This window comes from Nocardioides exalbidus (genome assembly GCF_900105585.1).
Taxonomy (GTDB): Bacteria; Actinomycetota; Actinomycetes; order Propionibacteriales; family Nocardioidaceae; genus Nocardioides; species Nocardioides exalbidus.
This window is the reverse complement of sequence record NZ_FNRT01000001.1, coordinates 1-12,644: the sequence shown is the minus strand read 5'-3', so window position 1 is coordinate 12,644 and position 12,644 is coordinate 1. Positions and strand designations below refer to the sequence as shown.

14 protein-coding genes are annotated in these 12,644 nt (G+C 71.7%); 7 read left to right on the top strand and 7 right to left on the bottom strand.

Annotated elements, in window-relative coordinates; genetic code table 11:
• Window positions 1–3 precede the first annotated feature (3 nt).
• Window positions 4–789, bottom strand: coding sequence for an ABC-2 transporter permease (locus BLV76_RS00070; RefSeq protein WP_090967299.1), 786 nt, complete (start codon window positions 787–789; stop codon window positions 4–6).
• Complete coding sequence (locus BLV76_RS00065) at window positions 786–1,712, bottom strand: ABC transporter ATP-binding protein (protein WP_090967298.1); 927 nt, start codon at window positions 1,710–1,712, stop codon at window positions 786–788. The genes BLV76_RS00070 and BLV76_RS00065 overlap by 4 nt, the downstream gene beginning before the upstream one ends.
• 222 nt (window positions 1,713–1,934) lie before the next feature.
• Here BLV76_RS00065 and cimA point away from each other — a divergent pair, with 222 nt between their 5' ends.
• The gene (gene cimA / locus BLV76_RS00060) at window positions 1,935–3,515 is read left to right on the top strand and encodes a citramalate synthase (protein WP_090967297.1); all 1,581 of its coding nucleotides are present in this window, start codon (window positions 1,935–1,937) and stop codon (window positions 3,513–3,515) included.
• Between the two features lie 63 nt (window positions 3,516–3,578).
• On the opposite strand, the gene BLV76_RS00055 is transcribed toward cimA, so the two are convergent.
• Entirely contained in the window at window positions 3,579–6,014 is a 2,436-nt protein-coding gene (locus tag BLV76_RS00055) for an Ig-like domain repeat protein (RefSeq protein WP_175539496.1), read from the bottom strand.
• 168 nt (window positions 6,015–6,182) lie between these two features.
• On the opposite strand from BLV76_RS00055, the gene BLV76_RS00050 reads away from it, so the two are divergent.
• On the top strand, window positions 6,183–6,902 hold the full coding sequence (locus BLV76_RS00050; protein ID WP_090967295.1) for a DUF305 domain-containing protein: 720 nt from the start codon (window positions 6,183–6,185) through the stop codon (window positions 6,900–6,902).
• 22 nt (window positions 6,903–6,924) lie between these two features.
• Window positions 6,925–7,290 (top strand): DUF6264 family protein, encoded by a 366-nt coding sequence (locus BLV76_RS00045; RefSeq protein WP_090967294.1) that lies wholly within the window; start codon window positions 6,925–6,927, stop codon window positions 7,288–7,290.
• Window positions 7,291–7,303: 13 nt separating this feature from the next.
• On the opposite strand, the gene BLV76_RS00040 is transcribed toward BLV76_RS00045, so the two are convergent.
• Window positions 7,304–7,894 carry a TetR/AcrR family transcriptional regulator gene (locus BLV76_RS00040; protein WP_090967293.1) on the bottom strand — a complete coding sequence of 197 codons (591 nt, stop codon included), beginning with the start codon at window positions 7,892–7,894 and terminating at the stop codon, window positions 7,304–7,306.
• A gap of 72 nt (window positions 7,895–7,966) precedes the next feature.
• On the opposite strand from BLV76_RS00040, the gene BLV76_RS00035 reads away from it, so the two are divergent.
• The 3 genes from BLV76_RS00035 (at window position 7,967) to BLV76_RS00025 (ending at window position 10,382) form a co-directional block, all read left to right on the top strand.
• On the top strand, window positions 7,967–8,521 hold the full coding sequence (locus BLV76_RS00035; RefSeq protein ID WP_090967292.1) for an NAD(P)H-dependent oxidoreductase: 555 nt from the start codon (window positions 7,967–7,969) through the stop codon (window positions 8,519–8,521).
• A 69-nt stretch (window positions 8,522–8,590) separates the two neighbouring features.
• On the top strand, window positions 8,591–9,985 hold the full coding sequence (locus BLV76_RS00030; RefSeq protein WP_090967291.1) for an amidase: 1,395 nt from the start codon (window positions 8,591–8,593) through the stop codon (window positions 9,983–9,985).
• Window position 9,986: 1 nt separating this feature from the next.
• A complete protein-coding gene (locus BLV76_RS00025) occupies window positions 9,987–10,382 on the top strand; it encodes a VOC family protein (protein WP_245734468.1) in 396 nt (131 codons plus the stop codon).
• A 105-nt stretch (window positions 10,383–10,487) separates the two neighbouring features.
• On the opposite strand, the gene BLV76_RS00020 is transcribed toward BLV76_RS00025, so the two are convergent.
• From BLV76_RS00020 to BLV76_RS00010, 3 genes are read right to left on the bottom strand one after another with little or no spacing between them, the layout of a single operon-like run.
• On the bottom strand, window positions 10,488–11,096 hold the full coding sequence (locus BLV76_RS00020; protein WP_090967290.1) for an energy-coupling factor transporter transmembrane component T family protein: 609 nt from the start codon (window positions 11,094–11,096) through the stop codon (window positions 10,488–10,490).
• Complete coding sequence (locus tag BLV76_RS00015; RefSeq protein ID WP_090967289.1) at window positions 11,093–11,782, bottom strand: energy-coupling factor ABC transporter ATP-binding protein; 690 nt, start codon at window positions 11,780–11,782, stop codon at window positions 11,093–11,095. The genes BLV76_RS00020 and BLV76_RS00015 overlap by 4 nt, the downstream gene beginning before the upstream one ends.
• On the bottom strand, window positions 11,779–12,390 hold the full coding sequence (locus BLV76_RS00010) for a biotin transporter BioY (RefSeq protein ID WP_090967288.1): 612 nt from the start codon (window positions 12,388–12,390) through the stop codon (window positions 11,779–11,781). The genes BLV76_RS00015 and BLV76_RS00010 overlap by 4 nt, the downstream gene beginning before the upstream one ends.
• A gap of 93 nt (window positions 12,391–12,483) precedes the next feature.
• Here BLV76_RS00010 and BLV76_RS23250 point away from each other — a divergent pair.
• Window positions 12,484–12,644, top strand: a 161-nt coding sequence (locus BLV76_RS23250) for a TetR/AcrR family transcriptional regulator (RefSeq protein ID WP_139306408.1), incomplete at its 3' end; no start/stop codon positions are given.

Genomic DNA, 12,644 nt, shown 5'->3' with positions numbered 1-12,644 from the left:
GCGCTACTTGGGCTCGGCGCGCAGCAGTCGCAGCAGGCCCAGGACGAAGGGCACCACGAGCCAGATCGTGCCGGAGACGAGGAGCTGGGCGAGGACCTCGCCGCTCGGCGCGCCGTCGGCCTGGAACAACAGCCCCTGCGCCGTGTTGAACTCGATCCACGGCGCGAGGTCGGCGAACCACTGCTGGAAGGAGCCCAGGATGCCGACCGCGATCGGCAGCACGAGGGAGTAGATGAAGTAGGTGACGATCGCCGCCGGGCTGTTCATCAGCAGCATGCCGATGGCGAAGCCGGTGAGGATGCCGATGAGGTTGGCGACCAGGAAGCCCTTGACCAGGACGTCGGCGGTGATCGACCAGCCGCCACCGCCGATGAGGGTGCCGACCGCGGCGACGAGCATGGCGATGACGATCAGCACCGCGCCGAGGATCAGGCCGCCGCAGAGCTTCGCTGCCACGACGCGACCGCGGTGCGGCTCGAGGGTGAAGGTGGTGAGCCCGGTGCGCTGGCTCCACTCGCTGGTGACCATCAGGATCAGCAGGATGGGCAGGAAGTAGCCGAGGACGGCACCCGACACCGCGATGACGTCGCCGAAGTCGCGGGCGTTCTCCGGAGCCGCGAACGCGTAGATGACTACGACCGCGAGGCTGAGGAGCACGATCGAGCCGGAGAACCAGCGGCCGGCGCGGGTGTCGAGGGCCTTGCGGACCTCGACGCTGACGAGCCGGGTGAACGGGACGGCCGGGGTGCCCGAGACGTCCAGGACCTCGGACTGGCTGGTGGTGCTCATGCGTTGCCTCCCTGGGCGGTCGCGGCGGCGGGATGTCCCTCGCGCTGGGTGTCCTCGGTGAGGGAGAGGAAGAGGTCCTCGAGGCCGGCGGCCCCGGACCGGAGCTCGGTCAGCACGACCTGTGCCTCGAGCGCGGCCCGTCCGACGGTGGGGGAGTCGGAGTCGACCCGCAGCCCACCGGCCTCGACGGTGACCTGGTGCCCGGCAGCGGTCAGGTGGCGACCGAGCGCGTCGTTGTCCTCGGAGTGGACCAGCGTGCTGCTGGCCTGGCCCGACAGCAGGGACTCCTTGGTGCCCGAGGCGACGATCGTGCCCCGGCCGATCAGGATCATCTCGTCGGCGATCAGTTCGACCTCGTTGAGCAGGTGGCTGGAGAGCAGCACGGTCCCGCCCTGGTCGGCGTACGACTTGAGCAGGCGCCGCATCCACCGGATGCCCGCCGGGTCGAGGCCGTTGGCCGGCTCGTCGAGGATCAGCACCGACGGGTTGCCGAGCAGCGCGTGGGCGATCCCGAGGCGCTGGCGCATGCCGAGCGAGTAGTTGCGCACCCGGCGCTTGGACTCCGCCGCCGTGAGCGACACCATCTCCAGCATCTCGTCGACGCGCGTGTCCGGAAGGCCCATGGTCTTCGCGCCGATCATCAGCACCTCGCGGCCGGTGCGACCGGCGTGCTGGGCCGAGGCGTCCAGCAGGACGCCGACGTGGCGGCCGGGGTTCGGGATGTCGCGGTAGTCCCGGCCGCCGATCTTCACGCTGCCCGACGTGGCCGGCGTCAGCCCGACCATGATCCGCATCGTCGTGGTCTTCCCGGCTCCGTTGGGGCCGAGGAAGCCGGTCACCCGGCCGCGTTGCGCGGTGAAGCTGACGTCATCCACGGCGGTGAACCCGCCGTAGGTCTTGGTGAGGCTCTCAACCGTGATCATGGGGTCCACCCTGTCATGTACGACGGGGCCGGGACGACCGACATGTGCGGGCCCCGCACGCCCAGATCCCGAGACGCACGTCTCACGCCGGCCGCATCAGTGGCACCATGAAGCCGTGACCAGCAGCACGATCATCATTCGCTAGCGCGACGAGCCACTCGTCGCGCCCACCTCCTGCACCCCAGGAGGTTTTTTCATGTCATCAGCCAGAGAGATGCTCCGATGGACCTGCACGGCGCCTTCCACGTCTACGACACCACCCTGCGCGACGGCGCCCAGCAGGAGGGGCTCAACCTCTCGGTCGCCGACAAGCTGACGATCGCCAAGCAGCTCGACGGCCTGGGCGTCGGTTACATCGAGGGCGGCTGGCCGGGTGCGAACCCGAAGGACACCGAGTTCTTCCGCCGCGCGCAGGAGGAGCTGGACCTGCAGCACGCGAGGCTCGCGGCGTTCGGCGCCACCAGGCGCGCGGGAGTCAGGGCCGCCGATGACCCGCTCGTCGCCGCCCTCCGCGACTCGGGCGCCGGCGTCGTCACGCTCGTCGCGAAGTCGCACGACCGGCACGTCGAGCTCGCGCTGCGCACCACGCTGGAGGAGAACCTCGCGATGGTGCGCGACACCGTGACCCACCTGCGCGAGGAGGGACAGACGGTCTTCCTCGACGCCGAGCACTTCTTCGACGGCTACCAGGCGAACCGGGCGTACGCCCTCGAGGTCCTCCGGACCGCGGCGGAGGCCGGCGCCGAGGTCGTCGCGCTCTGCGACACCAACGGCGGCATGCTGCCGGACTGGGTCTCCGACGTCGTGCTCGACGTCATCGACACGACCGGTGCCCGCGTCGGCATCCACGCGCACAACGACAGTGGCTGCGCGGTCGCCAACTCGCTGGCCGCGGTCAACGCCGGCGCGACGCACGTCCAGGGCTGCATCAACGGCTACGGCGAGCGCACCGGCAACGCCGACCTCGTCACCGTGGTCGCCAACCTCGAGCTCAAGCTGGACAGGTCGGTGCTCCCGCAGGGACTGCTGCGCGAGGCGACCCGGATCGCGCACGCCGTCGCCGAGGTCACCAACTTCCCGCCGGCCTCGCGCCAGCCCTACGTCGGCACGTCGGCGTTCGCGCACAAGGCGGGCCTGCACGCCAGCGCGATCAAGGTCGACCCGAACCTCTACCAGCACATGGACCCGCTCGACATCGGCAACGACATGAGGCTCCTCGTCTCCGACATGGCCGGCCGCGCGTCCATCGAGCTCAAGGGCAGGGAGCTTGGCTTCGACCTCTCGCACGACCGCGAGCTGGTCACCCGCGTCACCGACCGCGTCAAGGAGCTCGAGCAGCGCGGCTACACCTTCGAGGCCGCCGACGCGTCCTTCGAGCTGCTGCTCGCCGAGGAGGTCGAGGGCACCCGGCCGTCGTACTTCGACGTCGAGTCGTGGCGCGTCATCACCGAGACCCGCACCGGTGGCGAGGCGATCTCCGAGGCCACGGTGAAGCTGAAGGCGGAGGGCGTGAGGTACGTCGTCACGGGCGAGGGCAACGGCCCGGTCAACGCACTGGACGCAGCACTCCGTGAGGCGATCGGCCAGGCGTTCCCCGAGGTCGCGAAGTTCGAGCTGATCGACTACAAGGTCCGCATCCTCGACCAGGGCCACGGCACCGACGCCATCACCCGCGTGCTGATCGAGACCTCCGACGGCCAGTCGTCGTGGGTCACCGTGGGCGTCGGCGCCAACGTGATCGAGGCGTCGTGGGGCGCGCTCGTCGACGGCCTGACCTTCGGCCTGCGTCGCCAGCACGGCTAGCAACCACCCGACGACCGAGAGGCCCCGGCGGGCAACCGCCGGGGCCTCTCGTGGGGGAGCGGGTCAGCGCACGACCCGGAACGACGTCCGGACCTTGCTGGGCGCGACGGCCTTGCTGCCGTCGTAGGAGACCAGCAGCTTGTGCTTGCCGGCCTTGATGGTCCGCCTGATGTCGAACACCACGCGGCCGTCGGCGAGCTTCTTCGTCGCGACCACCTTGCCGTCGACCTTGACGACGACCTTGCCGGTCGCGTCCGCGCCCGTGGCCCTCACCTTGGCGACGACCCGGAAGGCCTTCTTGAACCGCGGCTTGGCCGGGTTGACCTTGACCGTCGTCCGCGACGCCGCCCTGGCGGGCACCGGTGCGGCCTTGACCGTGGCGGTGAAGGTCGCCGACGAGGCGGCGTTCGTCTCGTCACCGCCGTAGGTCGCGGTCAGCGTGTGCGTGCCGACCGGGAGGTTGCCAGGCAGCTCGACCGTGGCGGCACCCTTGGTGAGCGCGGCCCTGCCGAGCTGCTTGCCGGACGCGTCGGTCACCGTGACGGTGCCGGCCGGGTCCGCGCCCTCGGTCCCGACGCGCGCCACGGTCACACTGGCCGTCGAGGCCTCGCCGAACGTGGACGGCTCGGGGGAGTGCGACGCGGTGACCTTGGTCGGCAGCTTGCAGCCTGCCTCGCACGCCGTGCTGTCACGCAGCTCGGCGATCGCCTGGCGCGCCGTGCCCTGGTCCCCGTTGTTGCCGAGGAACTTCAGCGCGGCGTTCAGGTGGTACCTGACCAGGGGTGCCGAGGAGGCGCCCTGGGCGGCGTACGCACGGGCCTTCTCGAAGTTGGCGGTCACGGCGTCGAGGGGCTCGCCCGACAGCGCGCCGGAGCGCGCGGCCTGGTCGACGTAGGAGCCGGCCACCGCGAAGCTCGGTGCCCACGTCGTCGTGGTCTGGTGCTGGGCGTTGAGCTCGTCGGCCGTGACCTCGCTGGCCGCCGCGATCTCGTCCTCGGAGAGCAGGTCGCTCGGGAGCAGGCCGAACGCGTCGAAGCCGCGGGCGATCTCGCTGCCGAAGACGTTGCCGTTGTACCAGTACGTCGACCAGAAGCCGCCCAGGTTCAGGCCGGTCGGGTTGGGGGCGTTGATCGGGCCGCGGTCGTAGTAGGCGAGCTCGACCGGGTTGCTCGAGTCGGTGAAGTCGAAGATCGACATCCCGCCCTGGTACCAGGCCTGGACCATGATGTCGCGACCGGGGACCGGGACGAGCGACCCGTTGTGGGCCACGCAGTTCTCCTGCGCGGTCTGCGGCACCGGCAGCTTGTAGTAGCTGCGGAACTTCATCTTGCCGCCGACGATGTCGAAGATCGCGTTGGCGCCCCACTCGGGCCGGTCGGTCTCGCGGCAGCGCGGGCTCGAGCCGCCGCCCCACTCGTCGGTGAAGATCACCTTGGTGCCGTCGTTGTTGATCGTGGCCGAGTGCCAGTAGGAGAAGTTGACGTCGGCGACCGCGTCCGTGCGGACAGGGTTGGCCGGGTCGCTGATGTCGAGCAGGATGCCGTTGCCCTGGCAGGCGCCTGCCGCGATCCCGATCTCCGGGTAGGCGGTGATGTCGTGGCAGGTGTTGGTGTTCGGGGACGGCGAGTAGTTGGTGCCCGACGGGTGGGTGCCGTTGGGCGGCAGGTTCTGCAGCCCGTTGTAGGCGCCGGTGACCGGGTCGGTGAAGATGCGGGGCTGGCTGACGATCGCCGCGTCCTCGGGCGCGTCGAGCGGCACCTTGATGACGTCGATGCGCCACTGCGTCGGGTTGCCCGTCGTCACCGGGGTGTTGCTGTTGGTCGGGGCGTTCTCGCACCCGGCGAGCTCGTCGGCGGAGCGGACGCTCGAGGTGCCGGAGTTGTAGATGTAGAGGTTGTCGGGATCGCTGGGCGAGTCCACGAGCGTGTGGGTGTGCGAGCCGCGGCAGGTCTGCACGTAGCCGACCTGCTCGGGGCTGGAGATGTCGGAGATGTCGAAGATCCGGATGCCGCGGAACCGCTCGGGGTTCACGCTGCCCGGGGCGCCCTGGGTGCCGCAGTCGATGCGCCCGGACGTCTGCTCGACCGACATGAAGAGCAGGTCGCCGTGGACCGAGACGTCGCCCTGGCCGCCGGGGCAGAGGAAGGACCCGCGCAGGCTGGGCTCGGCCGGGTCGGAGATGTCGTAGACCTGGAACCCGAGGTAGTTGCCGACGATCGCGTTGTCGCCGCTGAAGGCGAGGTCGGAGTTGATGCTCGACGCGCCCGGGTTGCCGTCGAAGGCGCCGGTGCGGGGGTCGTTGTCGAGCAGCTCGATGTTGCTGGCGGCCTCGGACCACGGGAGGTATCCCGGGGCCAGCCCGATCCGGGGGTCGGGGTCCGCGGCACCGGCCTGCGCGGCGGTGGCGGCGACGGTGGTGGGGAGCATCGTGGCGACCAGTGCTCCTGCGACCAGTCCCAGGACTCGGTGCGGGCTTCTACTGCGGCGGAGGTCCGACATGGAGGTGGTGACGACCTTTCAATCGTGGCCGCACGCAGGGACTTTCGGACGGTGATCCGCGCCCCGGAGCGACCTATGATGCCGAGCAACGTAGCGACGCGGATGTGTCGCGCACCATGGACCAAAGACTGATTGCGACCACCGGACCACCCGCGGAAGTGAGCACGCATGACCCTCCTGGCCCGGCTCGGCGCCGTGCTCGTCGTCGTCCTCGGCACGACGTCCTGCACGGGCAGCGAGCCCGACGGCAAGCCGTCCGGAGCCGAGCAGGCCGAGGGCGACGCGCCCGTCGTGCAGCTCGGCGCACCGGGGGAGGGCAACAGGACGCTATCGCCCGAGGACGTCGAGGAGCTCTCGACGCCGATGCACACCGAGGCCGACGTGGAGTTCGTCGAGATGATGATCCCGCACCACGAGCAGGCGCTCGAGATGGCTGCGCTGGTGCCGGACCGCGCCGGGGACCCCGGCCTGCTCGCGATGGTCGAGCGGATGGAGGTCTCGCAGGCCGACGAGATCCAGCAGCTGAAGGACTGGCTCACCACCAACGCCTCGTCCGACAGCGCGCAGGGCGACCACGGGGATCACGGCAGCGACCACGGCAGCGACCACGGCGGCGACCACGGTGACCAGCACGCCGACATGCCCGGCATGCTCACGCCGCAGCAGCTCGACCGGATGCGCGACCTCGACGGGCGGGCCTTCGACCGCTACTTCCTGCGGGCCATGATCAACCACCACGACGGGGCGATCATGATGGTGCAGGACCTCATGGACGGCGGCGAGGGCGGCCAGGAGACCACCATCTTCCAGCTCGCCAACCACATCGGCTCGGACCAGGCCGTCGAGATCGCCGCGATGAAGCGCAGGCTGAAAGCCCTCGGCGGCTGACGGAATGTCCTAGGTTGGCGGCGTGACCCAGCCCGCGTCGTACGTCGACCAGCCGCGCGACCCGCGTCCCACCGACCGCGTCGTCACCGTCCTGCTCCTGATCGCCCTGATCGTGCTCGCGCCGGCCGCCGGCTTCATGGGACTGCTCACCGCGATGGCCACCGACTCGTGCGGCTCCGGCAACGACTGCAACGAGGGTCTCGTCGCGACCGGCGTCTTCACCTCGGCCGCCTCGCCGATCGTGGTCGCCCTCGTGGCGCTGGTCTGGGTGGTCGTGCGCTGGCGGCGCGGGCGCACCACCTGGTGGGTCCCGCTGGTCGCGGCCCTCGTGGCTGCCGGCACGTGGTGGATCGGGGCGCTGATCACCTTCGGCGCCGTCGGCTGGTAGCCGGTCCTCCGCCTCAGGCGCCGACGATCCGGCGCACCAGGTCCTGCCAGCCCGCCTCGACCCGCTCGATCGACAGATGCTCGTGGTTGACCTGCTGGTCGAGCACGACGAGCTCGAGCGGGGCCAGGACCGCGGTGGCGAGCATGAGCAGGTCACCGGAGACGCCGAGCTCGCCGAGCAGGTAGCGCACGTGCATGTTGGCGAACGACAGCGCGGCCACCGAGCGTGCGCCCGGTCGTCCGGCCGCGGCGATCAACCGGGCGTGGCTGAGGTTGGTGGCCAGGCGCGAGTGCCCGAAGGCCAGCAGCCGGTCGTAGGCCGGGGCGCCCGGCCCGAGGGGCGGGGGACCGGAGAGCACGCTGGCCTGCCACGCGGTCTCCGACTCGTTGAGTACTGCCGCCATCAGGCCCTCGCGGCTCTCGAAGCGCCGGAAGAGCGTGCCCTTGCCGACGCCGGCCTCGGCCGCGACGGTGTCCATCGTCACGCAGTCGACCCCCCGCGTCTCGACGAGGTGCAGCGCTGCCGCGAGGATCGCCTCGCGGTTGCGAGCCGCGTCGGCCCGCTCCGGGGCGGGGCCGTCCGCCATCGGGAGCAGGTTGGTCATGCCGCCACCCTAGGGTCCGGAAAAAGATCTGGACATCGGGAATGAAAACGGACCACGGTCCGTTTTTCCGGTATGACCACTCACCACCAGACCCGTGTCGCCGTCCTGCTCGGCTCCCTCCGTGCCGGCTCGCTCAACCGCCGCATCGCCGAGCACCTCCGCGACAACGCCCCCGAAGGCGTGACCGTCGACGTCGTCGAGGGCCTCGACACCATCCCGTTCTACAACGAGGAGATCGACGGCGACACCGTGCCCGCCGGCGCCTCCGCCCTGCGCCAGGCCGTCGCGTCCGCCGACCGCGTCCTCGCCGTGACCCCGGAGTACAACGGCACCATGCCTGCCGTGCTCAACAACGCCATCGACTGGCTGTCCCGCCCCTACGGCCAGGGCGCCATCGTCGGCAAGCCCTTCGCGGCCATCGGCGCCACCCCGACGCCGTACGGCGGCAAGTGGTCGCACGAGCACGCCCGCCACTCCGCCACCATCGCCGGTGCCGTCGTGGTCGAGGGCATCGTCGTCGACGAGTCCGCCGTCGAGGGTGACCCGCTGCAGAACGAGGAGGCCATCCAGCGCTTCCTCGGCGCGCTCGACGCCCTCGTCGCGCACGAGGTCGAGGCCGCTGCCTGACCCACTCCGCTGGTTGAGCAGGGCGAGGAACGAGCCCGTGTCGAAACCAAGGATGAGTAGGTTCGTGGAGTGAGCCTCCACGACCTGACCGCGCTCGAGCAGGGTGACGCCGTCCGCCGCGGCGAGGTGTCGCCGCTCGAGCTCGTCGAGCACTACGCCGGACGCGCCGACCACGTCGGCGCCTTCATCACGACCACCGTCGAGCAGGCCCGCGACCACGCGCGCCGGCTCGCCGACACGGGACGCCCCACGGACGCAGGTCCGCTGTGGGGCGTCCCGACGGGCATCAAGGACCTCCACCCGACGGCGGGCGTCCGCACCACCTTCGGCTCGGCGGCCTACGACGACTTCGTCCCCGACGCCTCCGACAACGTCGTCCTGTCCGTCGAGGCAGCAGGGATGCCGAGCCTGGGCAAGACGAACACCCCGGAGTTCGGGTCGCCCTGCTACACCGAGCCGGACGTGGCTCCACCGGCCGTCACGCCGTGGGACACCACCCGCACCGCCGGCGGATCGTCCGGTGGCGCCGGAACCGCGGTGGCCGCCGGCCTGCTGCCGGTCGCGCCCGGGTCCGACGGCGGTGGATCGATCCGGATCCCCGCCTCGTGCTGCGGCCTCGTCGGGCTGAAGCCGAGCCGCGGGCGGATCAGCGGCGCGCCGATGTACGGCGACCCGATCGGCCTCGCCACGCCCGGCACCCTCGCCCGCACGGTCCGCGACGCGGCCGCCCTCCTCGACGTCCTCGAGGGCCGTCGCGTCGGGGATCCCTTCTGGGCGCCCGAGCCGACCACCTCCTTCCTCGATGCCTGCGACCGCGAGCCCGACCGGCTCCGGGTTGCCCGCTTCATCGCGCCCGTGATCGCCGACGTCGAGGTCGCCCCGTCCAGCGTGGCCGCCTGGGAGGCCGCGTCGGCCCTGCTCGCCGACCTCGGCCACGACGTCGAGGACGTGCCGGTCCCGATCCCGCCGGCGGCGGTCGCCGACTTCGAGACCTGCTGGGCCGTGCTGACGGCCCTGTCGCCGGCGCCGCCCGGACGCGAGGACCGACTGCGACCGCTCACCCGCTGGCTCGGCGAGCGCGGCCGCGCGGTCAGTGGCCCCGAATTCGGCCTCGCCATCGGCAGCCTGCGTCGCCACGCGGCCGCCGCCCTTGCCGCCCTCGCGCCGTACGACGTCGTCCTCACCCCGACCCTCGCCCGCCCGCCGGCGCTGGTGGGCGAGCTGCGCGACGACGCCGATCCGGCGCGCGACTTCGCGAACCAGAAGGACTTCACGCCCTGGACCAGCGCGTGGAACGTCACCGGCATGCCGGCGGTGTCGCTCCCGCTCCACTGGACCGACCACGGGCTCCCGGTCGGCGTGATGCTCGCCGCCCGGCCGGCCGAGGAGGAGCTGCTGCTCGCGCTCTCGGCCCAGGTCGAGGAGGCAGCGCCGTGGGTGGACAGGCGGCCGCCCGGCTGGTGACATGGCTGCCATGGGCCAGCTGACGCCGTACCTCTGCGTGGCGGACGCGCGTGCCGCGATCGAGTGGTACGTCGACGTCCTGGGCGCCGAGGTCGTCCTCGAGCCGATCCTGATGGACGACGGCCGCGTCGGCCACGTCGAGCTCGCCGTCGGTGGCGGTCGCTGGATGATGTCGGACGAGTTCGACTCCGCCGGGGTCGCGGCGCCCGACGCCTCCCGCGGTGCGAGCGTCTCGCTCCACCTCGAGGTCGACGACGTCGACACGGTGTGCGGCCGCGTCGTCGCGTCGGGCGTGACGCTCGACCGCGGCCCCGAGGACAGCCCGCCCGCCGGTCGGGTGGCGGTCTTCCGCGACCCCTTCGGGCACCGCTGGTTCGTCAACCGGCCGACGGGCTGAGGGGCCATCGGAAGGGCTGTGCACCCGAGTCTCCCGGTTGTCGGCCGAGATCTTGCCTACGAAGCGGGGTGGTCACCGGATATCCGGTGACTCCCGGGTCAGCGATCAGTCGCCGATCCCGCGCGCGTGGAGCGCGTCGCCGGTGTCGCGGGCCCGGGCGACGACGCGGATCACGAAGGGGATCAACCGAGCCCGGGGTGAGCGCTCGAGACCCCGCGCGACGGCGGCGTCGCGCGACTCCTCGGCCAGCATGATCGTGGTCGGGATCGCCCGCAGCATCAGCGAGAAGGCCAGGGCCACTGCCTCGGGATCGACCCCGACCCGCCGCAACGGTTGCAACCCGCGTGACACCGCGTCGAGCACCTCGTCGACCGGCGTCGTCACGGTCAGCGTCGTCGCGAGCAGGATCAGCGCGACCAGGTCTCCGACGACCTCGACCGCGCGCGGCCAGCCGTTCTGCCACACCGTCCACGCGCCGAGGATCGCCGCCGTCAGCAGCAGCCACCGCATCGCCCGGAGGGTGAGCCCGAGCCGGGCACCCGACCACACCAGCAGCCCGGCCGCGACAGCCAGGAACGCGACCGCCGACCCCGGCCCGCGTACGACGACCACGACGAGGCTGGCGACCATCAGGCCGAGCAGCTTCGCGCCGGCCGGGAGCCGGTGCAGGGGCGTCGTACCGGGCTGGTGCAGGCCGAGCAGCTGGGCGCTCACGCCGACCGCCGGTAGTGCTCGACCACGTCGGCCGGGTCTCCGTCGAGCTCCACCCGGCCGTGGCGCACCAGCAGCGCACGGTCGCACCGCGCGGCGAGCTCGAGGTCGTGGGTGACGACGACGACCTGCTGGGAGAGGCCGAGCAGCAGCTCGCCGATCCTCCGGCTGTTGCCGAGGTCGAGCAGGGTGGTCGGCTCGTCGGCCACGAGGATCGACGGCTCGGTCGCGAGCACGCCGGCGAGCGCGAGCAGCTGGCCCTCGCCGCCGGACAGCGCGTGCACGCTGCGGTCGCCGAAGCCCTCGAGCCCGTGGTCCGCGAGGACCCGGTCGGCCCGGGCCAGCCGGTCCGCCTTGTCCTTCACCTGGCGTCGCAGCGATAGTGCCACGTCCTCGCGCGCGGTCGGCATCACCAGCTGCGCGGCGGGGTCGGTGAACATGAACCCCACCCGGCGTCGTACGTCGCGTCCCTCCCGTGCCACGTCGAGGCCGTCGACGAGCACGCGGCCGGTGGTCGCGGGGACCAGCCCGTTGACGAGCCGGGCGAGGGTCGACTTGCCCGAGCCGTTGGGTCCGATCAGGGCGACCCTCCGCTCGGTGAGGTGGAGCGTCGTCTCGTGGAGGATCTCGCGGGTGCCGTCGTGGGTCGGGACCGTGACGGTGACCTGCTCGAGGCGGATCTCGCTCACGTGGCGGGCGTGCCCTGGGGCCGCGCCTCGGCGGTCGCGGTGACCGGCCGGCCGAGCAGGTCGGGGAAGGCGCGGTGGACGGCGGTGGCGACGAGCGCCATCGCGACGTTCTTGAGCAGGTCGCCGATCCAGAAGATCTTGTCGATGTCCCACGCCTGGCCCCACGTGAGGTCGGCACGGAGCACGAGACCGGCCATGCCGAGCGTGTGGATGAACAGTGCCGAGCTGAGCAGGCCGGCGCAGAAGATGGCGACCGGGCTGACGAGCGAGCGGCGGGGGAGCCGCTCGACGATCGCGCCGCAGAGCGCGGCGGCGAAGACGAACCCGACGAGGTAGCCCGCGGTCGGGCCCGTCAGCACCGCAAGGCCGGCCGCTCCGCCGGAGAAGATCGGCAGCCCGGCGGCGCCGCCGGCGACGTAGAGCAGGACGGCGAGGAAGCCGGGGCGGCTGCCGAGCACCGCGCCGGAGAGCAGCACCGCGAAGGTCTGCAGGGTGATCGGCACCGGGCCGGCGACCTTGATCGCGGGCAGCAGGGCACAGGCCGCGACGAGGGCGGCGAACGCGGCGATCAGGGCGATGTCGGTGCCGGGGTTGCGACGAGTGCTCATGCGGGGGATCCTCTACCTGAACGGTGATCAGTTGAACGGTGTTCAGGTTAGGGTCGCCGGGTCCACACGTCAACGACGAGAGGGGAGGGCGACGTGCCCCACCACCGCTCCGACGTGCTCGACCACGCGATCTCGCTGCTCGATCGGGGCGGCCTGGCGTCGCTGACCATGCGCCGGCTCGGCACCGAGCTCGAGGTGCAGCCGAGCGCGATCTACCACCACTTCGAGAGCAAGCAGGTGCTGCTCGCCGCCGT

What these genes read in the sequence shown, in the direction of transcription:
- BLV76_RS00070 (WP_090967299.1), bottom strand. Translation starts at nt 789, where the DNA reads ATGAGCACCACCAGCCAGTCCGAGGTCCTGGACGTCTCGGGCACCCCG.
- BLV76_RS00065 (WP_090967298.1), bottom strand. Translation starts at nt 1,712, where the DNA reads ATGATCACGGTTGAGAGCCTCACCAAGACCTACGGCGGGTTCACCGCC.
- cimA (WP_090967297.1), top strand. Translation starts at nt 1,935, where the DNA reads ATGGACCTGCACGGCGCCTTCCACGTCTACGACACCACCCTGCGCGAC.
- BLV76_RS00055 (WP_175539496.1), bottom strand. Translation starts at nt 6,014, where the DNA reads ATGTCGGACCTCCGCCGCAGTAGAAGCCCGCACCGAGTCCTGGGACTG.
- BLV76_RS00050 (WP_090967295.1), top strand. Translation starts at nt 6,183, where the DNA reads ATGACCCTCCTGGCCCGGCTCGGCGCCGTGCTCGTCGTCGTCCTCGGC.
- BLV76_RS00040 (WP_090967293.1), bottom strand. Translation starts at nt 7,894, where the DNA reads ATGACCAACCTGCTCCCGATGGCGGACGGCCCCGCCCCGGAGCGGGCC.
- BLV76_RS00035 (WP_090967292.1), top strand. Translation starts at nt 7,967, where the DNA reads ATGACCACTCACCACCAGACCCGTGTCGCCGTCCTGCTCGGCTCCCTC.
- BLV76_RS00025 (WP_245734468.1), top strand. Translation starts at nt 9,987, where the DNA reads ATGGCTGCCATGGGCCAGCTGACGCCGTACCTCTGCGTGGCGGACGCG.
- BLV76_RS00010 (WP_090967288.1), bottom strand. Translation starts at nt 12,390, where the DNA reads ATGAGCACTCGTCGCAACCCCGGCACCGACATCGCCCTGATCGCCGCG.